Source organism: Pedobacter hiemivivus, assembly GCF_004331685.1.
Classification (GTDB): Bacteria; Bacteroidota; Bacteroidia; order Sphingobacteriales; family Sphingobacteriaceae; genus Pedobacter; species Pedobacter hiemivivus.
In genome coordinates, this window is sequence record NZ_SJSM01000010.1 from 50,465 (window position 1) to 73,351 (window position 22,887).

Sequence of the window (22,887 nt, forward strand, 5' to 3'; positions counted from 1 at the left end):
TCAATTTTTAAGGATATCAGCATTGCGCAGAATATTGTCAATCAGCTGCTTGTCCTGGTTCACAAATTCCGAGAAAGGATTCATAGAATTCATAATATGCTTTCGGTTTGCATACTGAAGATTTGCTGCCAGCCCCCTGGTGGCTCCTTCGATCCGGCGCAGCTCAGTCAACACATGGTTGAACAGGATCTTTCTATCGGAGCCTTTCATCTGGTTTAGGTCACCTATGCTAATCATCAGCGCATACAAATACTGGCTGAGCCGGTATGCCTGGTCTGCCAGATCTTTTTCAGTCTGGTAAGCCAGGGCGATCAATAGTGGATCTTGTCCAGCAAGCTGAAATATAATGCCTTGCTGCCGGATGATCTCTGTAACAATGGGCGTGGCCTGTAGCCCGATCTGTGCGGCATCAATGACAAGCCCAAGTGTCTTAAACCTACTTTGAAGTTCCCGGTATTTGGTTTTCAATTTGCCCATTTCCGAACGGTTGACTTCTTCATTTGTTGATGTGACCGCTTGCTTGTTTTTGGCTTCGTTCTGCTTGTTGTATTCTGATTTACTTTCGGATACCAGCTGGTGTAAAAGTTGTACATTAAGCTGGGCATGGCCTTTAGGCAAATAAGCAAAGAAACAGATGATTATATATAAGTATGTTTTCATTCTTTTAGGTATTTAGCATTTCTGATGATGTCGTCGGCAATGCGTTTGTCGATGTTTATAAAACCTGCATAAGGATTCAGGGAGTTAAGGATTCCCCTTTGTTTCGCCCAATACATACTGCGATACATACCATAGGCTACGCCCCGCAGGATCGTAAGCTCCGTTACAATCCTGTTTAACAGCTTCGCTCGCTCACCGGAATCCATAAGGTTATTTTTTCCGCCCTGCAACACAAAGGCGCTAACCTCCACAGCCAGATTTGTTGCACGGGTCTTAAACTCTCTGGCACCGCTTTCTGCAAAAAGCAGCAGTACTGGATTGCTTCCGGCGATGTTCATCGCTTTGTTCACATCTTGGACGATGTCGGCGCTTATCTCAGTAATATCCTTTACAGCCAGCAGGTTCCTTACCACTGCGGACACCTCACTTAATCCTTTATAGATTTGATTTTGTAGATCGTTAACAATAACCAGCTGGCCTGTAACAGCCAGCTGTCCGCGTTGGATCAGCGTCAGATTATCATTCGTTCGGTTCAATTGGCCGTTGATGATACCCGAATGAACAGCCGTCGCACCGGCTGTTGCCGGATCGACATAGATCTGGGCTTTCAGGCTTACCCCACAAAGGAGCAGGCTGGCAAAAAAACATAAGGTTTTCATAATTGGGCTTAATTAAATAGTGATTAAAAATCTGGTTTGAAATATTCAGTTTTTCCGGAAACCGGATGGCCGGCATTGTTGATCTTGCTGACAAATGCCCCAAGGGAAAGGCCACTAGCCAACATATCGGTAACAAAAGCTTCCAGCCCCTGCTGATATGACCCGCTCGCATGAACATAGATTTCCACAGCGCTTTTTTCCGGCTTTTCAGTAGTGTAGGCCAAATACTGGAAGATGGAGACTTCTACGCCATACACTTCACCTACGGATCCCCTACGTATATAGACCTCCTTAAATCGTCCCCGGTTTTCGGTATTGTCTAGCTGATTAATGGTAAAGATTTTTTTCTGTTCAGTATCGGTAATGGCAAGTAGTTTGGCGATCTCCTTGTAATTCTCTTTGAACTTGCTTTGATCTAACAGACATACCGTATCCGAGTTGTTCAGTATGCTGTCCTTAACCACCGTATTACCCAATATATCACCCAATTCTTGGGTGACCACAATCGCCTCTCCCCAGAATTTGCGTACGGTCTTATATAAATAAAGAATGTAGGAGGCCATTAAAGGTGAGGCTATCGCTTTCCATGCTTCCTCTATAATCAAGGCTTTACGTTGAGCGGTACGGTGACGCATTTTTTGTAAAAACACGTCCATTATTATCATTGTGACAATTGGAAAAATTTTACTTTCTTTAATCGAATCTATTTCAAAGACAATGAAACGTTCGGTTAACAATGAAGTATCAACCTTTTCATTAAGAATTGTTCCATGCTCACCTCCCCTATAAAACTTCTTTAACACGTAACGGTACTCATCAAGATCAAAGCTGACCTTTTCGTTCTCTTTGATTTCCCTGATCTTCTCCACTGAAAAGTCATAGAAGGAATCGAAGCTCAGGCTTTTAACACAACCGGCCTGGCCCTGCATAAAATGCTCGGAATAATATGCGGAGATTACATTGGAAAAAATGGTGTCCTCGACCTGAGAAATTATCCCTTCGGCTCCTTTGAGCAGTAGTCCGATCAAAGTCTTCAAAAAATCCTTTTTCTCAATATTGTATTCACTTTCACTGATAGCGAAAGGATTCATAGTTATTGGGGTCTGTTCGGTATAAGTAATGTACTTTCCGCCGAAATAGGTACATAGGCCACTATAGGAATGACCCGTATCAACGATGACCACATCCATATTATACCTCATATATTGCTCAATGAGCGCATTCATAAAAAAACTTTTTCCTGATCCAATTTGGAGGGTGACCGGGTCATTTAATTAAAAATGACCCGGTCACCCCCGGATGGCCCAAGTACAAACTTGTTGCGATTATTCAGACGTCCTGTGCTCAGATCTGCCGGATCAAAACTTACAGGAATGCCTTGGCGATCAGTGAAACGGATCAAAAAATCCGACTTTTCATCTGCCTGCATGGATTCCTTAAAGAAAAAGCATAAGGCGGCATCCGAAGTGGTGAGAAACCAATCATATTTTTTGAGTTCCACCCCATTCCCGGGAAGTGCAGTTCGGAACAGTTCCATTTGGTTATAGGCATTTTTAGATGAGATGATACCTTGCTGGAAAAGTGCGGCCTCAATAAAATTGGTCGCCCGACTGATCTTTTCATTGTCTGCACAGACTACAATGTTATAATGGGCGTTGACCAACAATTGATTTTCCCTAGCAACATCAACTAACAACTGATCGATATCTTCCACGCATATCATATTGGCTGGATCAGGCACCCCGGAATGCCTCTTGCGTTTCAGCTCCAGTTTGTTCAGGGTTAGCTGCTGTCCAGGTATTTCAATGACTTGATTATAAACAATGCAGCAATAGTCAGGTACATGGTGCAGAAACGATAGATTGTCAACAGGGAATTGCCGCAGCTGCTTGCCATCCTGCTTCTCGGTATAGGTGCCTACCTTCTCGGGTAAGTCAATATCATCGATATTGATCAGGCTGATGCTCTTTATTGCCCTGGAACCGATGCGCAACTGCTGATCCCCGGAGCTTAGGTTATTCAGGGTAATATGGGGAGAGGTAAATTCCATACCCAGTATTCGTGATACATAGCGGCGTATTTCTACCTCATTTAGAATATGCGGGCTTAGCCCCGCGCCACTCAGGAGATCATAAATCTTAGTGGTAAGCTGGTTGAAATCATGGAGTGCCTTTTTATCATAGACATAGAATGCGCCTTTTTTGACCTGCCGGGTAATCATCAGACAAGTGTTAATGTCTGTATACTCCCGGTCGTTGAAGTGTTCGTTGTATTTTTGTTGCAGGAATTCATTAGCCGGATCCCCCCGCCAGCTTTTCCTTGAAAAAACATCCTGTTTCTGGATGATGTGACCTTCGCCTAGAATCTTAATCATGTTCTGCAGCAGATGGTGATATGCTCCATAAGGTTCGGGGTCAGCTCCGTATTGCATGACCGGGTTGCGGATTTGGAAAAGCATGGAAAAGTCACCTTTGTCGCCATACAATAGGGCTTGGCCTTCATAGGTATCAATACCCGCATAAGGCATTTTAAATGCCGTCTTTTGATGTGTTTGCATAACTCTGTTTTAAGTGGGTGGAATGAATGAATACTCCCCTGGAACGGGTCTTAGAATGCAGTCCGCTTTTTTGCCGGTAAAAGGTATAGGTTAGCCCTCCCGCAATGGCGGCAATTGTGGCCAATCCGCCGAGGTACATATTGGTAAGCGTACCCAGCAGACCGCCTCCCACAAGTCCTAACACTAGTGAACCAATGCCCCAGCCGATAAACTTTCCTTTAAAGCCTTTATATACAAGGGGCTTTTGAAGCCCCTTGTATATGGAAAATTTGCGGATCATTATACGCCGAAGAAGGCTTTAATCACAACGGACACCAGCACAAGGAAGAGACAGGAACCTCCCCAACCCATCAACTCTTTATTGATATCCTGGTCACCACTGTTCCATTTAATATAGACTCGTACCCCTCCGATGATGCCGACTACGGCTCCAATGGCAAGGGTCAAACTAGATACCGGATCAACATAGCTCGTTAGCGAAGACGTCGCTGCATTGATTCCGGTTGTACCGCCTTGGGCTTTAACGGTCTGGGCTGCGGCCATAGAAATTGCCACAAATGCATACAGTTTTTTGTTTTTTACTGTCATTTGATAATGGATAAAATGAAAAAAAGGGTTAATTGACCCCGTAGAGGGTTTTGAGGAAGGCACCGATAAGTACCAGGAAGAGGCAGGAAAAGAACCATCCCATCACCTGGGCATCGATGTGATGTTTGCCCGATTGCCAATTAGAATAGATGCGCAAGCCGCCAAGGATTCCGCTAATAGTGCCGATGACCATCACCAGGTCGTAAAAATTGAAATACCAGCGGTGCATTTCACGTGTGGCACTATAGAATTCAGGGATACCTGGCGGCCCGGCCTGTGCCGTAGCGAAAAAAGGAAGGGCAAAAAAAAAGACAGCCGGGGCTGTCTTTAAAATAGAATAGAATTTCATTGGTCAATAAGGGATTGCCTTGGTATACTCGATAAGGTCATCTTTGGCGAGGTTGAACAACTGCTTTAGTCCTACAGCACCAGTTGCATCAAGCAGGCCGGAGGCGATGCTCCGCACAGTATTTCCGACGCTATCGGATTCCGCAGACTGGGTAACAGGTTCAGGCTCGGTTTCCTGTTTATAACTCATGGCTTCAGGAGCGTTATTTTCCTCAAAAAACAGTACCTCATTTTCGGATTCCGAAGTAGCCGATTTCCTGCCGATCAAAAGGTCAAGGAAGAGATTGAGGCCATAATAGACCAGATACGCCAGTATCAGGGTAACAATAAAACTTGTCCATGTCATAATTCTGAGTTTTTAAGTGTTTCTTGGATGTAAGCTGACAGCCAGGGGTGCTGCGCTATATATTGGTGAAGGCTATAGACTATAAATCTGTTCATATCGATGCCTTTGGCGAGTTTGATACGTTTAAGCAGGTTCATAGTTTTGCTGTCCAGACGGATCAGGCTTTTTTCTGTTCCTTCCAGGCGGAAGGCTTCCAGTGCGGTAAAGAAAGCGATAGCTTGAGTATCGCTTATAACTGGTTTGGGCGGTTTTTTAGGCTTTGTCAATGGGATGGATTCAGTAAGGGGGCTTTTCTTTTCAGGAAGTATGTCTTCGCTCTCCCCACTGCGGATCTTCTCACGCAGCTGATCCGCTAATGTTTTTATTTCATTCATTTCGCTTCCTCCTTTAACAGGTAAGATTCATAGATCAGATCCAGTACCGGCAAAACTACCGGCAGTATAATGGCGGGAATATGCAGGGTATTGACCCGTTGAAAATCAACCCTGTCAGCGATGCCTGGAGTCACTACACCAAACCTCTGTAACACCTTATCCACTTCCAATCGGGTATCATATTTTACTGTGGTCTTAATGCGGTTGGGCACAAAAATAAACGGTGCTTTGTTGTTGATCTTTTGGGTGACTAAAGCAAACAGCAGCGTAGAATCCACAGAAAACTCATCGTAATTGAAGGGACAGAGGATTACATCGCCTGCAAGAAATACCGGAATAAGTCCGTCATCATCCATTTTTCCGGGAAGATCAATCAGCACAATCTCTCCCTGATTGTTGCCCAGCACTTTAAGCAACATGGGAAAATGTTTGAGATCGGAAGGGATGATCTCATAAAGTGGCTCATTCTCCAGAATTTTTGCCTTCACAGCCTTTGTGGCTATGGACTGCTGGTAATCCATATCCAGCACAGTTACCCTGCGGCCACGAAGGGCAGTTAAATAATTGGCCAGCAACAGGGTGAGCGTACTCTTTCCTGCGCCGCCTTTCTGATTTCCTATCAGTATGACCATAATGAAGGGTTTAAAAGGTTAACGGGAATTTGTCCTGGCTTTGCGCTGACGGCGACGGTTGCGTCCTAGTATAGCCTCGTCATCTATGTCATCAGCGATATCCAGGTTGATTTCAGGTAGGCTTAAGCCCGAGTCCTGGGAAGCCAACGGATCGAATGGCTGGTCAAAAACAGCTTCAGTAAGTGTCGGTGAATTTTCATCATAAGGATGATCAGTTTGCTCCTGTATCTCCTGTAGCATTACTTCCTGACTTTCACCTTCCATTGTATGATCCTGGCTAACAGAAACAATTTCAGACTGATCGTAGTTAACGCCATCTTCCGGTAAAATAAATTCGGCCAGTTTCATGACTTCAGTGCTACCTTTAAAAACACATTTACGGTTATGATCGATCAGGGTATAGCCATAGGGTGGCTTATTATCCTTTGAATGAAAAAGGACTTGTATTCCGAATTTCTCTCTCAATACCTCCGCTAGTTTGGAAGAATAACCATTCTGGATCTTTGCTCCGCCCCCAGGCTGTTCCTGGGTATGAGTGTAAATAGTGGGATCATGTTTCAATCTATATTTGCCAATGATGGCACGGAGCTGTTTTACCCGGTCTAAGTTTTTATTATAGATGGTAATTTTAGCATCTACTTTTTCTAAAGAGATTTGCGCAAGTTCCTTCCCATATTTGCAGATGCCGTAGTGGTCGTCGGATAAAACAAGCGAATAGCCCTGAGCTTCCAGTAGCATCATAAACTGGGGACGGGTTGAGAAGTTATAGGATAATGCTTTTTCCAGCAGAACCAATACTTCCTTTTTTTCGTCTATACCCATAATCCGGTTCAGCACCTGATACGCCCTGAGTTTCTCAAAGCTGTCCGATATTTTTTTACCGTCCATTCCCACTCGGGTGGATACCAGATGGACGTGGTTGTTATCAGTGTCTTTATGAAAAATCAGGAGATAGGGCTGCTCACCGTAGCCCATCCCTTTCAACCATTGCTCGGCGATACTGGTCAGCTCTTCCTTAGTATGGGATTTCCCTTTCGCGGAAATGACCACATGAAGCTGCGGGTATTTGGTGCGGCTACTTCGGGCGGAGACAGCTTTCAGGTAATTTATATAATCCGTTGGTCGCAGCTGATCCAGCGCCTGCAAAGCACCAAAATTTTTAACAACCATTAACTCACCTTTATCCAATTCAACCTTATCTGTGTTGTAACTTACCCCTTTAAACGTTTCCGATTTTTTAAGGAATTTTACAATCATAAAGTTCAGTTTAGGTTTTCATTAATCTGATAATTTGCCGGATGGCTTTTTCGAGTTCCTGCTGGATTTGGATATAACCAGAAAAAAGTTCATTAAACTGACTTGCCACATTTGCATTCAGCATCCCCTGTTTGTTCAGGACATTGGCGTGCCTAGCCAGCTGGTTGATGTTGTTTCCTGACCTTCCCAATTCTGCACCGATGGAATCCAATAGCTTTAGCAGTTCCTGGGCATTAACCAGAATACTACCTGTATGATACAGCACCCTTTGCCGGATCAGTTCCATCCGGGTTATGCCGACGGCATTTTCGATAATTAAAAGAGCTTTGAATTCTTCCTCCGTTAGTCTGGCTTTAATGACTTTTGTTCTCTTTCCGGATGTCATTTCTGGCCTGCCTACTTTTTTTGTTGTTTTCTTCATAGGGCTTTGGAGGGGCTTTAGGGCGCTTTGCAGAAAAACCGAGTTGCGCGGGTTTTTCCCCCCTTTATTTAGCCTTCCCCCGTCGGGAGGAAGGCTAAATAAAGGCAAGTGAGTTTTTGGGCCCCCAAAAACACAACTTGCCGCTTACAAAACAAGAGAGGTTTTGTAATGCGGATAACCGAAATCGCAATCAAAAAGATAGTTTTGTTTGGCGGGAAGGCAGGAGGTTCCGCTGTAGAGTTTGGTTTTTAGGGTTATGCAAGGAATGATCTGTTGTTTTTTTGTTTAGTCAGCCTATTGCTTAGTTGCATAAAACTTAGGCACATAAGTAAATATGCATCTAAGCGTTTAGTCGCTTAGCCTGAAATGGTGTTTGTTTATTTTTTTAGCCAGCCTATTGCTTAGCTTCATAAACACTTAGGTACATAAGTAAATAAACATCTGAACATGTTACCATTTAGCTTTATAAGCGACTAAACGAATTAGTGTTTTGTTATTTATTCAGCCTATTGCTTATTCAATAGGCGGATAGGCTGCTTAGCTGACTAAACTTACTGTTGATTCTTGTTTTCTGTCCTGCACTTGTCCGCAGCACCAGGATACATTTCTAATATTTCTTTATTTGCATCTGCAAGCATTTTTCTTAGGGTCTTTATAATGTCCCTTCGCCCACGGTTATAGCCTTTTCGCCATGTGGGATAATCCTGATAACTATACAGAGGATTAAAAGGATCCTGACAACCGGTCATTATTTTTTTTAATGAGTTCGACAGGTACTTTGTGATAAAATAAAAGGCAAAAATGAATATGATCATGTGCCAGGTAATGATAATTTGCATAATGTGGATATTAAGTGAATGATGGATGAGTTATTTAAGAATGGAATATGCATTTTACTGAATAATCAATAGGCAACTTATCCAGCCTATTGATTAGCTATATAATCGGTTAACTACATAAGTACTTAGCTTTATATAGCAGTTATCGCCGATAGGTTGACATTATTTTCGTAGACACGATCTTCCTCCCAAGGCATCCGTTTAACCGGCTCGGCCATTAGTTTCGCGTTATAATCGTTGTAGCCCTCATATACAGCAGATTTATCTACAGCATGGGGCAATTCCTGTTTCAGTTTTTCTAGACCTGCTGTCCCCGCTGGGTCATGATCAAAATAAACACCTATATGAGAGAAATCTCTTGCTTTAGCAATTCCAGCATTTAAAAGATTAATTGAATTCAGTACCAAAACACTATCAGTTGCTTCCGGATTATCTTTAATCCAGCTGAGATAGTCCATATATCCTTCAAATATGACCAAGTGTTGTGGATCTCCAGGAATGAAGCTAATTGCTTTTTTTCCCAGGCAGGCCTTGAATTCTTTATCTCCTATCTTATTACGAAGTTCCCAGCTACCAGCCTCGTTCTGCCATCCGGCTGAAAAATAGGATTTCGAGCGACCATTACTTTCAACTGTATAGTAAACTTCTTTTAGCTTGCCTTGTGCAAGCTCCCAGATACCTCTACTCTGGAGATAGCGGCTAATGGCTGGGTGTGTTCCCAATTCTTTAGTCGTATTTATTTTATAACTGGGAGCTACAGGGATAGCATCCGCCACAGCCAAACGTGGGCGCTTGTTCCTTAACGTTTCGTCTAAAGCAGGCGCGAGAGAATCAACATTACAAAGGGTACTAATTTTTTCCAATACTTCTCTAAAGGATGCCGGGTGCCAATAGGCTAGTCCTAGGTCAATAACATTCCCACCTTTAATACCGGAACGGTTTTCTCCACCGTGATCGTACCATACGCCTAGTTGTTCGTTGACGCAAAAAGATGCAGTGTTTTCTTCCCTGAGCATGCTCTTGTAAAAGAGTTCTTTGCCAGATCGATGTGTAGGAGCATGACCCAGCCGGGTCAGCATGTCAACCAGAGAAACCTGTTCTTTGATCTGGTTCGCATTTAAAAAAGCTGTCATACGCTGTAGTTTTAGATGTTAGTTTCGGAGATTTCAGAAACGCAAAAGGGGGCAAAATGCCCCCTTCGCAGAGTTAGCTGCTCCGTATCGTTTTGATACGGAGCAGCTAACTCTATATATAACCGGGAATACTCACGTGAGCAACTACATGCTCTGCCAAAACTGACTGCCTACGGCTCATTGATCCTCAACCTTTTTCATACACGTATGATTTAGGTTGGTGACAACTGCACTATAATTTACGGCTCAGCACCGTAAACGCTTCTTCCCTCAATGTCAAAGATCTTGTTCGATATTGAGGTCAAAATTGGCCAGGGCAGAGACGGGGCTTTCCCAAGTTGAAAATGTTGGTATTGATTTATTTTATCCAGGTTGTACTTATCCATTTGTCTGTGGTTTTTTCTTAGGTTTAAAACTGTTGGTTTCATCTATGTGCTGGTGGATAGCTTCCCGCATTTCGTCCAGATATTTAGTATAGCTAATAGTTTTACGTCTGCGAATGTCTAAAAACATTCGGTAGGCCTGGCTGAGATCAATGTTCAGGCTGTCTTCCAACCATTCAATTACGTGGCTTATCTCAGCTTTGCCACCATTGATCCGCTGAGTATAATAAATGCCATAGGCGATTTCGATCAGTTCCACTTTATCACCGGACCACCAACGGTTTTTTGAAGCGAGTAGTTCCGCAATAAAAACATTGTCAGGGTTCTGATAAAGCAACCTTAGACGGCGGATAATAAAATCCCGAAGCATCTCATATGCTCGGAATTTTGAAAACATATAATCCTGATTCGTGGAAAATTCTGGATCAGCAGTTAGATGTTCTTGGCCAATAGGAAATTCAATCCTATTCTTTCGAAGGAAAAATTCACTATCCTTTATCGTTTCATCCTGTAGGTAGTACTGGTAGCTGAAAGAATAGACCTTAAAACATCGATTAATGATGCCTAATTCATCCATATAATAATCTCGGAGCATTTGGTCAGTGCCAACTGGAACGGTGGCAAGAATATTGTGCAGTTCAACGACATAAATGTACCAACAGTAAAATCTTGGTTTAGTATATTTAAAAAAGTAGATTTCTGCATCTGGGGTTTCAAAGGGGTGTTCCCGAATAAATGCTTTCAGTAGCTCCAAGGTGGAGGCAATGCAGACAAGGGAGGAAGTTAGGTTTTGAACGGATGCTTTAAGTGATCCATTGATGTGTTCCAGCTGCGTTTGCATACCGGCATACAATAATTCCATGTGATTTACTGACATTTAGAAATGTTTAAGATGAAAACTGCGCTCCCCCTTAATTTTGAATATCAGATTATATAGAGCAGAAAAATGGGGATATTTCATAATCAAATAAAGACAAATAACATTGAAGAGAAATTATCCCGCCAGTGTCAATGGATTATTGCAACCCTCAAACAGTCTTAAAAGAATATGATTTTTTGGACTCAAGAGATAGAAATCCACAGATTATATTAATAAAAAACAAAAATTTGGTTCCTAGGCAATTAATGACGGATTTTGCTTTTAACCTCAGTCCTATAACTTTTGAGGTCTTCTTCCACGCAATGAGATAGTCCAACTACCAATAGAATGTTCAATAAAATTCCAAGAAAAACCACTAAACAGAAATCGAACATTGTAACTGGGTGTGAGGCTGGCACCTGTTCCATTAGAAATAATTGTGGGTTTAATAGAGCATCATTCATATTCTAATGATTTTTAAAATATACGTATTGAAAGTTTTCATTAGAAGCAGAATAGTATTCCGCTTCTAATGAATTTTGTGATCTAAAGTCTTTGATTATCCTATTGCTCGTCATCTGATAAGACGTTTGATTGCACCCAATAATCTTTGCTCTTTCTATAGGACTCATTTATGATCTCGCTGTAATGACTGCAATTAAACGACGCATTTAATAAGTCCCCCACTCTCAAACCAAAAAACACTTCTAACATTCTAACGGTACAATAGGGAATGTCCATTTTAGAATCGATTGGGATTTTTGCGTAATTCCAGAAAGTGTTTATTGATTTTCCCAAATAATCTGGCATCGACCTAACCACAATTCTATATTCATAAACGGTCAGTCTTTCCAGACATTCTTGGATTTTGTACTTAAGCATTTCGTTACCGGGCTTCCCAGAGAAATGCAATTCGGCAGGTTCATGGTTCATATTTCTCATTTAGTTAGTTAAAAACCTAAAATGAGTCCTGGAGAGTAGATTGATAAATTTGGGATCTGCCCGCCGTGGCAATAAAGTTTCTGAAGCCTTACGTTAACACAGCCGCAGCAGACCCCAAATCTATCGTGACATACAAATATAGTATATCTACATATAGATTGGGTTAACCTGCTGTCTTGCGTTAACGGCTTCAGAAAGTTTGCCGCAAGACTCTTAATAATTGTTTTGTTTTATTTTGTCAAATCATTGATTTATTTATAAAATTTCATGCTCTAAGATATAAAATAATATATTATTCTCCTAATTAAGAGTGGGCTAATTAAGAGTAATAAATGAATTGTATTTTTTCCAGTTTAGGGATAGATAAAAAAAATGGCTGGGATTAAGAAAAAGGCGGAAATACCTCTAGATATTAAAAAGATTGGATTGCGATTGAGACAACTGCGAAAAGAAAAAGGATTCAGCAACTCGGACGAGTTTGCTTACGAATATCAGTTAAATCGATCGCAATATGGGAAGTATGAGGCTGGTTCTGAAGACTTAAGGCTAAGCTCGTTAGTTAAGATCTTAGAAAAATTAGAAATCGGGTTAAGCGATTTTTTTAATGAAGATTACGACAATATCAAATTACTATAGAACATTAAGAACTGAGATTGTTTTTCGGATTTGTGTATTATTTTCATCGACCAGTTGATGCCAGGCTAAAAGTCTAGCCAGTCTTCGTCCATAAAATCATCGAATTCAAACGGATCAGGCTGCGCCCAGAAGGTGCGGGAAATAAAGATGCCATAGACGGAAACATCGGGGAATCTCTGCTTGATGGCATTCTTGCAAGCGAGGTAATGTCCACCGGAAGTGAGTACATCATCAAAAAGGATTACCGAATCCCTTATTCCTTCAGCTAGTTGCTCATCAATGGTCATATTCGCCTGGATTTCTGCTGGCGAAGGCCGATCATTTGGATTCTCATGTGCTGATCGTATATTTTCAATATTCAACAAAAGTTCGCGAATATCTGCACCCCCCTGAAAACTTTTACTGAGTAGTTGCAGCATGCGATCATCATATTCTGAGTCTGCTCTACATTTTGATGGAGGAATTGGAACCAGAGTGACAGTGCCTACGGAAACTTGCGGAACTATAGAGTTTATGAACAACTGTGTCAATTTCTGTATCGCCTCACCCTTATACTTCCACTGGTAGGTGGTTCTTGTGGACATTTTCTTTTTGAAGTTGATGATCAGCTGCTTTTCTTGGTTTTCAAAGCCATCTTCCTTCTTATACTCCATCAGGTAGTAACAGTTGTCATCGGCATTCAGGTGATAATGCTTTTCGATGGTCAGTTCGTCGATTTTGATCAGACGATATTTATCCTGTAGCAACTTCTTTACCACGGTCAGTCCTTAACGTTTAACCTTCCAATTATGTCCTCATATTCCTTCACCCGGATAGCACCAAGTTGTTCAAATTTTGCAGGCCAGCTGATGTTTGGATTTTGAAAACAACTATCCAATATAAACAGTTTACGGTGTTGCTGGAGCGCTGCTTTGGCCTGAATCAGCGTTCCGGAGGTATCGCTAGCTTCAATAATTACCGTAGCTTCAGTGAGTGCAGACATAGTCTTGTTCCTTTCGGGAAAGAACAGCTTATTACCGAAAGGTGACTGTTTGCTATATCTAACGAAAGGAACTTGGCTGATCAATAAGTGATGATGAGCAATAAAGTTTTGAAGTTTGGAGTTTTCCTTTGGATAGTATGTGTTCAGCGGCGTTCCCAATACAGCGATCGTCCGCCCTTTCTGTAGAATGGCTGTCTTGTGGGCAACCGCATCGATTCCTTTGGCAAGTCCTGAAACGATCGTAAAATTATCTTTTACTAAAAGCTTAGTGATCTTTTCTGCGCGTTTGACACCATTATCAGAAGGATTGCGAGAGCCAACGATAGCCACACCCCGAGTTTGCAGGTACTCAAGGTTTCCTGCATAATATAAAATTTCAACCTGTTCCTGCGCATCCTTAAGTCCCGTAGGGTAGTCAAAAGTCTCGTTGATCAGAATATTTGCCTTGTAATCGACTTTGCTGTCCTGTATTAATTTTTTTAGTTCCGGATAAAGTCCCTTATAAAATTCTTCATGAATAAGTTCCGAAGGGAGTCTGCCTGGATTTTGCCTAAAGAGATTGGCAATAGTCTTAAAGCTCGCTTTACTCTCTAGCCACAACGCTTCATATGCAGCTATCTCCTTAAAAGGGATAATTGCGGACGAGAATGCGTTATCTATTGCTGTTTTGAACATAAACGATGTTGTTGTTTACTATATAACGATGAATATTAGCTAATGTTTTATTAATAACAAACGCAATTTACTAAAAATATTAGCAATATCAAATATATATCAAAGCTAGTTAATAATTTGGATTAACAATAATTCCTTTTCTGTAGGGTATCCATCATTGTTATCAAAGTCTTCTGATGATTTATTTTTTTTTGTAAATTTAGGTATGAGGGAACTAGAACCACCGTTTAATCTGCATTTGGAAGGCAATATGATTCGCATTGCTGAACATGAAGTGCAGGGTAAAAGAGTGTTTCATGTAGATTTCAAGAATGAGAAAAAGCCGCTTGTAATTACTGTAGGTATAGGTCTTAAAGATCTTAAGTTCTGGACTTCAGTTCCTCAGGGCAGGCAAGCCGAAGCTGAGCAAATAGGTAAATTAATTGCGGAGTACATCCGCGGAAAAAACAAATAATTATGTGCTATTACAACGGACAAAGAGTAACCAGGGCAGAATTTATTCAATTAAAGCAATTGGAAAAAGCTGTAAAAGATTACGATTTTTTAGATACGGGTGTGCACAATGGTTTTAACTATGCACCATGTGCTATTATCGTGCCTACAGACGACCGCCGGGATTTTGAAATCCAGCAGGCAGAATGGGGATATATTCCAGGATATGCAAAGGATCGGGCAGAAGCAAAATTATTCCGTTTAAAATACACAACGCTGAATTTTAAAGGCGAAAACCTATTTAAAAAGGAAGATGGAAAAAAGTCTATGTGGGCCGAAGCCGGTCGTCAGCACCGCTGTCTGGTTCTGTCTACCGGGCTGGTAGAATCCATGCACATGCCTACTTATGGCAAGAAGGGTCAACTGCTTAAAGCTACTGAGAAAATCCCCTATCAGGTTGGCGTAACTGGTAAAGAATATTTTTGGTTTGCTGGTGTTTATAATGACTGGTTTGATAAAGACGCAGGGCAATGGGTAAGGACTGTTGCATTTGCGACTACAGCAGCGAATCTGATCATGCAGCAAATTCATAATTCTAAAAAGCGCATGCCCACAATATTGACTGATGACCTTGCCTGGGAATGGTTAATGGAGGAGCCGACCGAGGAGCGTCTGACAGAGATCGCGTTGACCCAAATACCGTCGAAATTAATGGAAGCCTGTACGATAGATAAAGATTACCGCTTTGCTGGAGAAGCAACACCTGTGGAGTATCCAGGACATCCAGCTCTGGACTTAACTTATGTAGATCAGGAAAAACTCGACTTTGATTACTGGCGCGTTGCTTAGGCGTAGTGTCTATCAATTGCTGCACCTATTGCATCTACTTGCTCTTCATCCATATTGCCTTCTACTAGTTTCCAGCAATTTCCGGCATCCGGGCGAAGCGTGCCTATTATTTCCTTGTCCCGTGTTACTTTGAAATTCGTCACATGTTCTGGTGTACTTCCATCATCAAAAGCAGTGATCGTAAATGTTAAAGGCTCAAGTCCTTGATTGATTTTTACAGCTATCTCGAATATTTCCTCTTCGTCCTGCATCCTTGTATATTTTAGTTTTTAGTATAACAGTTAAGAAAAGAAATTGTTAGCCATAAATGCAGCATTCAAAGAAAAGTAAAACTACTTCGATCTGGTGGTGTTTGCCTAACGTGCTCAAATGACAACCTGATTCTCAACGATATACAGAACGTTATAGTAGATAAGTTATTTCCTAAGCATCTTCAGCATGTGTTCACAGAAAAGTTTGGCTGCATTTTCCGCATCCACCTTTGAGAATTCGATTAACCTGCTCAGTGCCATAATCCCAAAGTCAAAATTCGGGGTGCCGGGCTGAATATATAAATGCGGCTGTGGAGTTACACATCTTGACCCAGTTCGTCTGATAATCTCCTGAATCTTTGGATACAGCTTCTTGCAAAATTCGTCTTCAGGATGTTTCAGAGCATAATATACTGAACTCGCAAAAATATCTGCCAATTGAATACCTGAATTACCTTTGGAGGATTCTACACGAATAGGAGAACCTAACTTGAAGTTCACAGGGATTTCTCCATCTCCTAAAGGATCCCAAAAGCGAACATTCTGATTTGGCTGGAATACCGCATGGTTCTGAGTTACATGCTTTAATGCATATGAAGAGTCGCATATCACTTCCAATTCGCCCACCACCTGATTCCAGGAGATAAGCAGATCGTAGAGTGCAGACTGCGCCAGATCCAATATCCAAGGCTCCACTTCCCCGCCAACTTGAATATCCTCAATGATAGTATTTTTATGTAATTCTGCAAATTCACAGATTTGGCCGACCAGCCCATCGGTTGGCTGCCCGGACTTCAAAACATGGAACAATCCTTGGAAGTTTTCGCCTTTAAGAAAACCCTGAAACGCTTTAAAAATTTGCTCTGCTGACTTGTGATTCAGCATCAACCCCTCAAAAACAATTCCCGCGATAAACCGGTGAAAGTTTGCTCTATAGAAAACAACGTTATTGTAAGAAATTGCGGGCTCAAAGATATATTCGAAGAATTTACAAGCAAGTGCATACTTCTTATGGTAGTAGACAATTCGTACCTGTTCACCATAGCGTTCAAACAATTCAAGAACTGCGCCTTGACTTTTCTTGTTTCTAACTATATTGATACCCTTTGGCTCTTTTCCCTGCAAACGATATTTGACTTTGAGGTGTTCTATCATTTGATCCGCATCATGTCGATCAATATTTAATGCAGCATAGACGAAATAGGGTTGTTCTTCCTGGAGCAAATCATTTCCGTTGTAACCTGCTTCATCACAAAAAATTGGCATATAGTATCAAGTTAAATTACTGCAATTTATAAATCCAAACAGTATAGTTAGTATTAGGTCTTATTATCGGCAAATTTACTACTCATATAGAAGATACGTTCAAAAAACCTTATTAACGAAAATCAAATCTTTTTCAACATTCCCCAAATTACTAACATTTTTAGCATTATATTTGTTAAATCATTTTAATAACTAATAAAATGTGCTAAAGTAGGGAGGGAAAAATGAACGCGAATAAGGAACTAATTCACAAACTTAAACAGGATATTCTTCTCTGGCAAGGCTTTAAGCCTCATGCTGCAGGTAAAGCCGAGTATGTCGGGCTTGGTGAGATTGAGCAAGCGTTTCCTGGCGGCGTATTTCCCAAGCGAGCTATTCATGAGTTTATCGCCATTTTACCGGAAGATTCAGCAGCCAGTGATGGTTTTATCGCCGGTTTATTGGCCATCCTAATGCAGGATGGTGCAGCTTGTGTCTGGGTCAGTACTTCTCGCAGGCTATTTCCTGCTTCTTTAAGTATGTTCAATGTCGAGCCTGAGCGCATCATTTTTATAGACGTTAAAACTGAAAAGGATGTGCTCTGGATTACCGAGGAAGCACTGAAGTGTGAGGGATTGGCTGCAGTAGTGGCTGAAGTAAATAATTTGAGTTTGATAGAGTCCAGGCGGTTGCAATTGGCGGTTGAAGAAAGTGGGGTCACTGGTTTCATCCTGCGAAAGGACGCGAGTAAGGCCGCGAGTACTGTGGCCACTGCCAGGTGGAGGATTAGTCCTTTGCCGAGCGAAAACGAGGGTGGCATGCCGGGTTTAGGATTTCCGAGATGGCAGGTTGATTTGTTAAAAGTACGAAACGGAAATCCGGGAAGCTGGGTGATGGAATGGGCTGGAGAAAGTTTTGAAGAAGTTAAGAAGGTAGCTGAAAGATTGGGTTGGTCTGAAAGGGAGGACAGGCAAATTGGATAGAAGTTATGCAAAGGCGTTTTGTTTCCATATGGTTCCGCCAGCTACTCGCTGACTGGCAGCTTATCCGCCGCCCGGAACTCTGTGAGGTGCCTTTTGTTTTTGCAGCACCTGATCATGGGCGCATGATGATCACCGCGGTCAGTCCACTTGCTGCGGAATTTGGCGTTGAGCCAGGTATGCGGGCAGCTGATGCTAAGGCTATTTGTCCCGGCTTGGAAGTCTTAGATGATAAGCCCAGTCGCCCCCGCAATCTGCTCCGCGGTTTGGGAGAGTGGTGTGTCCGTTATTCCCCAATTGTTGCTATTGATGAATTTGACATGGATGGCCTACTGCTGGATATCAGTGGGTGCGCACATCTTTGGGGTGGAGAAAGGGAGTATTTAAAAGAGATTGTTTCCCGGTTAAAAAGCAAGGGATATACCGTTCGGGTAGCGATTGCTGACACACCTGGTGCTGCCTGGGCAGTTTCCCATTTTGGTAAAATAACGCCGTTGATCCCTGCGGGCGGACATAGAGAAGCCCTACTTTCTTTGGCACCAGAGGCTTTGCGGTTAGACGCTGTGATATTGGCTAAACTGCGCAAACTCGGCTTTTATCAGATTAAAAGCTTTATTGGGATGCCTCGTTCTGTACTACGCAGGCGTTTTGGGGAAGAATTCTTATTGCGGCTTGCGCAGGCACTGGGGACGGAAGAGGAAATATTGGTGCCTTTGCAGGTTCCGGTTCCTTTTCAGGAGCGGCTATCTTGCCTAGAGCCGATCAAAACCCGGACGGGGATTGAAATCGCCATTACCAAAATGCTGGAAAGCTTATGCAAACGCATGCAGACTGAAGGTAAGGGGTTGCGTACCGGTGTGCTGACGGGTTACCGGATTGATGGCAAAGTGGTTCAGGTTGCTATAGGAACCAGCGGTGCCACGCACAACGTCAGTCATTTGTTTAAGCTTTTCCAGTTAAAGATCGATCAAATCAAGCCTGCCCTTGGCATAGAGTTGTTTGTCATTGACGCGCCAAAGGTCGATGATGTGGAGGTTCCACAAGAAGAAATGTGGACTGCTAAACCGGGGCTGGATGATCAGAGTGTCATCAGGTTCCTGGATAGGGTTGCAGGAAAAGTTGGTGCCGAGATGATCCACCGATATTTACCTGCAACCCGCTACTGGCCTGAACGTGCAGTTTTGCGTGCGGGATCAATTACAGAAAAGCCTGCATCTGATTGGAGGGTAGAGAAACCGCGCCCAACTGAATTGCTGAAACGACCTGCCCCTATCGAAGTGATGGCGCTGATCCCGGATCATCCGCCTAAGTTTTTTATCTATAAAGGGCATAGGCATCAGGTCATCAAAGCAGACGGGCCGGAGCGGATAGAACGGGAATGGTGGCTGGATACTGGGGAACACCGTGATTACTACCAGGTAGAGGATGATCAAGGTCGGCGATACTGGCTATTTCGATCAGGTCACTATGGCGGGGATCAGAAATTCCAGTGGTTTATTCATGGATTTTTTGCTTAAAGATAAGTGTTATGGGATTTAGTGAATTACAGGTGACATCTAATTTTAGTTTCTTACGTGGGGCTTCTCATGCTGGTGAGCTAGTAGATCAGGCGGAGGCTTTTGGCTATAAAAAAATAGCTATAACAGATCGGAATACATTAGCTGGAATTGTTCGGGCACATGTCGCTTGCCGGGAAAAAAATGTGAAATTGATCCCAGCTTGCAGACTGGATCTACTGGATGGGCCGAGTTTACTGGCTTATCCTACTGATAAGGAATCTTACGGCAGGTTATCCGCTCTATTGACTTTAGGCAATATGCGTACAGAAAAAGGTTCTTGTCATATTTCCCGCGCCGATGTTTATGCGCATAGCAAAGGAATTATTTTTACTTTAGTGATGCCTGGGGTACTGAACCGCAGATTCGAGTATGAAGCCAGCTTTATTTCGGCGGTAGCTCAGTACCGGGAGGCACTGGGAGATCAGCTGTATCTGGCGGCCACCAGAACCTATTTAGGTAATGACGATAAGCTAATTTTTCGGACTTCACAACTTTCAGATTTTTACGGGATTCCTGTGGTAGCTACGAATGATGTGCATTATCATAACCCGTCTCGCAGGGAGTTACAGGACGTACTAACTTGTGTCCGTGAAAAATGCACCATCCAGGAAGCTGGTTTCCGTCTGCATCAAAATGCAGAACGTTATATGAAAGAGGTAGCCGAGATGAAGCGGCTTTTCAGGAAATATCCAGAGGCAATTGAAAACACGATTATGATTTCCGAAGCCTGTAATTTCTCGTTAGATGAACTGAAATACATCTATCCCCAGGAAATCAATCAAAGCGGCCGAACTCCCTTGGAGGAATTGGCGTATCTAACCTGGAAAGGGGCGCATGAATTCTATGGGGAGATCATCCCTGAAAAAGTAGTAAACATGATCAATCATGAAATGGCTTTTGTTAAGCAAATGGAGTACGCCAATTATTTTTTGTTTGTAGAGGATATAGTACGAGAGGCTAGGTCTCGTGGAATTCTTTGCCAAGGCAGGGGATCTGCTGCAAACTCTGCAATCTGCTTTGTTTTAGGCATCACTTCGGTCAATCCGGTGAAATTCGATTTGCTTTTTGAAAGGTTTATTTCTCCAGCCAGAAATGAACCGCCTGATATTGATGTGGACTTTGAGCACGAGCGGCGAGAGGAAATCATTCAATACATCTACAACAAATATGGGCGTGATCGGGCGGCAATCGTAGCAACGGTAACCCAGCAGCATCAAAAAGGTGCGATCCGGGATGTTGGAAAAGCGATGGGGTTGTCTGTGGATACCATTAACCGACTTTCCAGCTCGTTGTGGGAATATACTGATGAATGGTTTGAGGGCAATCGAGTAACAGAATCCGGCTTAAATCCCAATGATCCGCATTTAAAAAAGACATTGGAACTAACTGCGCAGATGATGGGTTTCCCCCGGCAGCTTGGGCAACATACGGGAGGATTTGTGGTGACCCAGGGAAAACTGACTGACCTATGTCCAATACTGAATGCCCGAATGGAAGACCGTACCAACATTGAATGGAACAAGGATGATATTGATGCATTGGGATTTTTAAAGGTAGATGTACTGGCTTTGGGTATGCTGACCTGTATCCGTAAGGGGTTTGATTTGTGTAGGGATTATTATGGCAAGCAATTTACTTTGGCCAATATTCCACAGGATGATCCTGATGTATATGATATGATTTGCCTGGCCGATACGCTTGGTGTATTTCAAATTGAAAGCCGGGCACAAATGTCTATGTTACCAAGGTTAAAACCCAGGGAGTTTTATGATTTGGTGATCGAAGTTGCCATTGTTCGGCCGGGACCAATCCAGGGAGATATGGTGCATCCGTATTTGAGAAGACGGAATGGAGAAGAGCCTGTTGTTTATCCTTCGCCAGAACTCAAGGAGATCCTGGGTAGAACACTTGGCGTACCACTGTTCCAGGAGCAGGCGATGAAGATCGCGATTGTTGCAGCAGGTTTTACTCCTGCCGAAGCTGATGGTCTGAGAAGGAGTATGGCAACATTTAAGTTTAAAGGACTTGTCAACCAATATGAGCAGAAACTGATTGACGGGATGCTGGCCAAGGGATACACGCTCGAATTCGCGAAAAGAATTTTTAAACAGCTTGAAGGCTTTGGAAGTTACGGTTTCCCGGAAAGCCATGCCGCTAGCTTTGCTTTACTAGTATATGTGTCCTGCTGGCTAAAACATTATTACCCGGACGTGTTTGCGACCGCTTTACTCAATAGCATGCCGATGGGTTTCTATCAGCCCGCGCAAATAGTTATTGATGCCCAAAAGCACAATGTTGAAGTTCGTCCACCAGATATTAACCATTCTAAATGGGATAATTTATTAGAGAAAAAAACCGGGAAATACTATCCTATACGGTTAGGATTTCGACAGATCAAAGGTATCCGAGCGGATGAGATAGATATTTTGGTAAATCGCCGTGGTGACGGTTATAAAACTATTACTTCCCTCCGGGATGCAGGGATCGCAATTTCAACATTGGAACGCCTGGCGGATGCAGATGCATTTCATTCCATTGGCCTTGATCGTAGAAAGGCACTTTGGGAAGTGTCAGCCTTGCAGGATATGCCGACAGAAATATTCAAGGGGCAACCTTCTGAAAGTACTCTGGAAACTCAGGTAGAATTACCTTTGATGACAAAGGGGGAACATGTGGTTCAAGATTATGCTACTGTGGGACTATCACTTAAAGCGCACCCGGTGAGCCTTATACGCCCACAACTGGAAATGTTGCGTATTCTTAGTACTCACGCGATAAACAACAATGCAACCAATGGACAACTGGTGAAAGTTGCAGGATTAGTGCTTGTACGACAAAGACCCGGAACTGCTGGTGGGGTATGCTTCATTACTATTGAAGACGAGTCAGGTTTTACGAACCTCGTTATATTTGAGAAGCTTTTTGAAAAGTACAGGAAAGAAATTCTGCATTCAAGATTACTGATGGTTGAAGGGCGCTTGCAAAGAGAAGGACAGGTAGTTCATGTAATCGTTAGTAAATGTGTGGATCTATCCAAGTTATTGGGCAAATTACTTCAAAGGGAAAATGATAACCTACCGTTACTTACCCTATCCAATGCAGATGAAAAGAATGCGCCCAATCCATCCGATAATAAAAAGGCACAAGTACATGAAGAGACTCCGAAAGAAATCTTTCATGCTGGCAGAAATTTTAGATAATCTCTCTTATATCCACTACGGATTGTTTACCATTAATAGTAAATCTCTGATGTACAAAATTAAGATGGAATAAGTCTTTG

Annotated in this window: 26 protein-coding genes; 6 read left to right on the forward strand and 20 right to left on the reverse strand. The window is 42.6% G+C overall.

The genetic code is table 11. The features are described 5' to 3' along the window. The 16 genes from EZ444_RS15910 to EZ444_RS15980 all read right to left on the reverse strand — a co-directional run bounded on the left by EZ444_RS15910 (position 1) and on the right by EZ444_RS15980 (position 11,998). Complete coding sequence (locus EZ444_RS15910; protein ID WP_131610141.1) at positions 1-660, reverse strand: hypothetical protein; 660 nt, start codon at positions 658-660, stop codon at positions 1-3. Continuing rightward, positions 657-1,319: a hypothetical protein gene (locus EZ444_RS15915; RefSeq protein WP_131610142.1), complete on the reverse strand. Its 663-nt coding sequence runs from the start codon at positions 1,317-1,319 to the stop codon at positions 657-659. Before EZ444_RS15915 ends, EZ444_RS15910 begins: the two co-directional genes overlap by 4 nt. Before the next feature lie 23 nt (positions 1,320-1,342). After that, positions 1,343-2,545 carry a TraG family conjugative transposon ATPase gene (locus EZ444_RS27660; protein ID WP_262711263.1) on the reverse strand — a complete coding sequence of 401 codons (1,203 nt, stop codon included), beginning with the start codon at positions 2,543-2,545 and terminating at the stop codon, positions 1,343-1,345. A 44-nt stretch (positions 2,546-2,589) separates the two neighbouring features. Beyond that, a complete protein-coding gene (locus EZ444_RS27665; RefSeq protein WP_225874746.1) occupies positions 2,590-3,876 on the reverse strand; it encodes a hypothetical protein in 1,287 nt (428 codons plus the stop codon). Then, complete coding sequence (locus EZ444_RS15925; protein WP_131610143.1) at positions 3,848-4,156, reverse strand: DUF4133 domain-containing protein; 309 nt, start codon at positions 4,154-4,156, stop codon at positions 3,848-3,850. Before EZ444_RS15925 ends, EZ444_RS27665 begins: the two co-directional genes overlap by 29 nt. Further along, positions 4,156-4,527 (reverse strand): DUF4134 domain-containing protein, encoded by a 372-nt coding sequence (locus EZ444_RS15930; RefSeq protein ID WP_317130129.1) that lies wholly within the window; start codon positions 4,525-4,527, stop codon positions 4,156-4,158. Before EZ444_RS15930 ends, EZ444_RS15925 begins: the two co-directional genes overlap by 1 nt. After that, the gene (locus EZ444_RS15935) at positions 4,493-4,813 is read right to left on the reverse strand and encodes a DUF4134 family protein (RefSeq protein ID WP_131610145.1); all 321 of its coding nucleotides are present in this window, start codon (positions 4,811-4,813) and stop codon (positions 4,493-4,495) included. Before EZ444_RS15935 ends, EZ444_RS15930 begins: the two co-directional genes overlap by 35 nt. 3 nt (positions 4,814-4,816) lie before the next feature. Continuing rightward, complete coding sequence (locus EZ444_RS15940; protein WP_131610146.1) at positions 4,817-5,158, reverse strand: hypothetical protein; 342 nt, start codon at positions 5,156-5,158, stop codon at positions 4,817-4,819. Beyond that, positions 5,155-5,532 (reverse strand): hypothetical protein, encoded by a 378-nt coding sequence (locus EZ444_RS15945; RefSeq protein WP_131610147.1) that lies wholly within the window; start codon positions 5,530-5,532, stop codon positions 5,155-5,157. Before EZ444_RS15945 ends, EZ444_RS15940 begins: the two co-directional genes overlap by 4 nt. Then, positions 5,529-6,164: a ParA family protein gene (locus EZ444_RS15950; protein ID WP_131610148.1), complete on the reverse strand. Its 636-nt coding sequence runs from the start codon at positions 6,162-6,164 to the stop codon at positions 5,529-5,531. The genes EZ444_RS15945 and EZ444_RS15950 overlap by 4 nt, the downstream gene beginning before the upstream one ends. Positions 6,165-6,182: 18 nt before the next feature. Then, positions 6,183-7,421, reverse strand: coding sequence for a relaxase/mobilization nuclease domain-containing protein (locus tag EZ444_RS15955; protein ID WP_131610149.1), 1,239 nt, complete (start codon positions 7,419-7,421; stop codon positions 6,183-6,185). Positions 7,422-7,431: 10 nt separating this feature from the next. Then, positions 7,432-7,842: a plasmid mobilization protein gene (locus EZ444_RS15960; RefSeq protein WP_131610150.1), complete on the reverse strand. Its 411-nt coding sequence runs from the start codon at positions 7,840-7,842 to the stop codon at positions 7,432-7,434. A gap of 551 nt (positions 7,843-8,393) precedes the next feature. Beyond that, complete coding sequence (locus EZ444_RS15965; protein WP_131610151.1) at positions 8,394-8,681, reverse strand: hypothetical protein; 288 nt, start codon at positions 8,679-8,681, stop codon at positions 8,394-8,396. Between the two features lie 131 nt (positions 8,682-8,812). Continuing rightward, the gene (locus tag EZ444_RS15970) at positions 8,813-9,814 is read right to left on the reverse strand and encodes a toprim domain-containing protein (protein ID WP_131610152.1); all 1,002 of its coding nucleotides are present in this window, start codon (positions 9,812-9,814) and stop codon (positions 8,813-8,815) included. Positions 9,815-10,192: 378 nt separating this feature from the next. Beyond that, positions 10,193-11,074, reverse strand: a complete 882-nt coding sequence (locus EZ444_RS15975; RefSeq protein ID WP_131610153.1) for an RteC domain-containing protein — start codon at positions 11,072-11,074, stop codon at positions 10,193-10,195. A 546-nt stretch (positions 11,075-11,620) separates the two neighbouring features. Next, entirely contained in the window at positions 11,621-11,998 is a 378-nt protein-coding gene (locus EZ444_RS15980) for a hypothetical protein (RefSeq protein ID WP_131610154.1), read from the reverse strand. Between the two features lie 372 nt (positions 11,999-12,370). On the opposite strand from EZ444_RS15980, the gene EZ444_RS15985 reads away from it, so the two are divergent. Then, entirely contained in the window at positions 12,371-12,634 is a 264-nt protein-coding gene (locus tag EZ444_RS15985; RefSeq protein ID WP_131610155.1) for a helix-turn-helix domain-containing protein, read from the forward strand. Between the two features lie 65 nt (positions 12,635-12,699). On the opposite strand, the gene EZ444_RS15990 is transcribed toward EZ444_RS15985, so the two are convergent. Both EZ444_RS15990 and EZ444_RS15995 read right to left on the reverse strand, forming a co-directional pair. After that, complete coding sequence (locus tag EZ444_RS15990) at positions 12,700-13,392, reverse strand: hypothetical protein (protein WP_131610156.1); 693 nt, start codon at positions 13,390-13,392, stop codon at positions 12,700-12,702. 2 nt (positions 13,393-13,394) lie between these two features. Beyond that, on the reverse strand, positions 13,395-14,291 hold the full coding sequence (locus tag EZ444_RS15995) for a DNA-processing protein DprA (RefSeq protein WP_131610157.1): 897 nt from the start codon (positions 14,289-14,291) through the stop codon (positions 13,395-13,397). 205 nt (positions 14,292-14,496) lie between these two features. Between EZ444_RS15995 and EZ444_RS16000 the strand changes: the two genes are divergently transcribed. Both EZ444_RS16000 and EZ444_RS16005 read left to right on the forward strand, forming a co-directional pair. Continuing rightward, a complete protein-coding gene (locus tag EZ444_RS16000; protein ID WP_131610158.1) occupies positions 14,497-14,745 on the forward strand; it encodes a hypothetical protein in 249 nt (82 codons plus the stop codon). 2 nt (positions 14,746-14,747) lie between these two features. Next, the gene (locus EZ444_RS16005; protein WP_131610159.1) at positions 14,748-15,572 is read left to right on the forward strand and encodes an SOS response-associated peptidase; all 825 of its coding nucleotides are present in this window, start codon (positions 14,748-14,750) and stop codon (positions 15,570-15,572) included. Here the strand turns inward: EZ444_RS16005 and EZ444_RS16010 are convergent. Both EZ444_RS16010 and EZ444_RS16015 read right to left on the reverse strand, forming a co-directional pair. Continuing rightward, positions 15,569-15,823 (reverse strand): hypothetical protein, encoded by a 255-nt coding sequence (locus EZ444_RS16010; RefSeq protein WP_131610160.1) that lies wholly within the window; start codon positions 15,821-15,823, stop codon positions 15,569-15,571. The two genes, EZ444_RS16005 and EZ444_RS16010, sit on opposite strands and share 4 nt — an antisense overlap. Before the next feature lie 165 nt (positions 15,824-15,988). Beyond that, the gene (locus EZ444_RS16015) at positions 15,989-17,089 is read right to left on the reverse strand and encodes a DUF3800 domain-containing protein (protein ID WP_131610161.1); all 1,101 of its coding nucleotides are present in this window, start codon (positions 17,087-17,089) and stop codon (positions 15,989-15,991) included. A 224-nt stretch (positions 17,090-17,313) separates the two neighbouring features. Here EZ444_RS16015 and EZ444_RS16020 point away from each other — a divergent pair, with 224 nt between their 5' ends. Genes EZ444_RS16020 through EZ444_RS16030 form a run of 3 tightly spaced genes read left to right on the forward strand, consistent with a single transcriptional unit; the run spans position 17,314 to position 22,807 of the window. Beyond that, a complete protein-coding gene (locus tag EZ444_RS16020; RefSeq protein WP_205945283.1) occupies positions 17,314-18,051 on the forward strand; it encodes an ImuA family protein in 738 nt (245 codons plus the stop codon). Positions 18,052-18,056: 5 nt separating this feature from the next. Further along, the gene (locus tag EZ444_RS16025) at positions 18,057-19,565 is read left to right on the forward strand and encodes a Y-family DNA polymerase (protein ID WP_131610162.1); all 1,509 of its coding nucleotides are present in this window, start codon (positions 18,057-18,059) and stop codon (positions 19,563-19,565) included. A gap of 11 nt (positions 19,566-19,576) precedes the next feature. Continuing rightward, the gene (locus tag EZ444_RS16030) at positions 19,577-22,807 is read left to right on the forward strand and encodes an error-prone DNA polymerase (protein ID WP_131610163.1); all 3,231 of its coding nucleotides are present in this window, start codon (positions 19,577-19,579) and stop codon (positions 22,805-22,807) included. Positions 22,808-22,887: the final 80 nt, after the last annotated feature.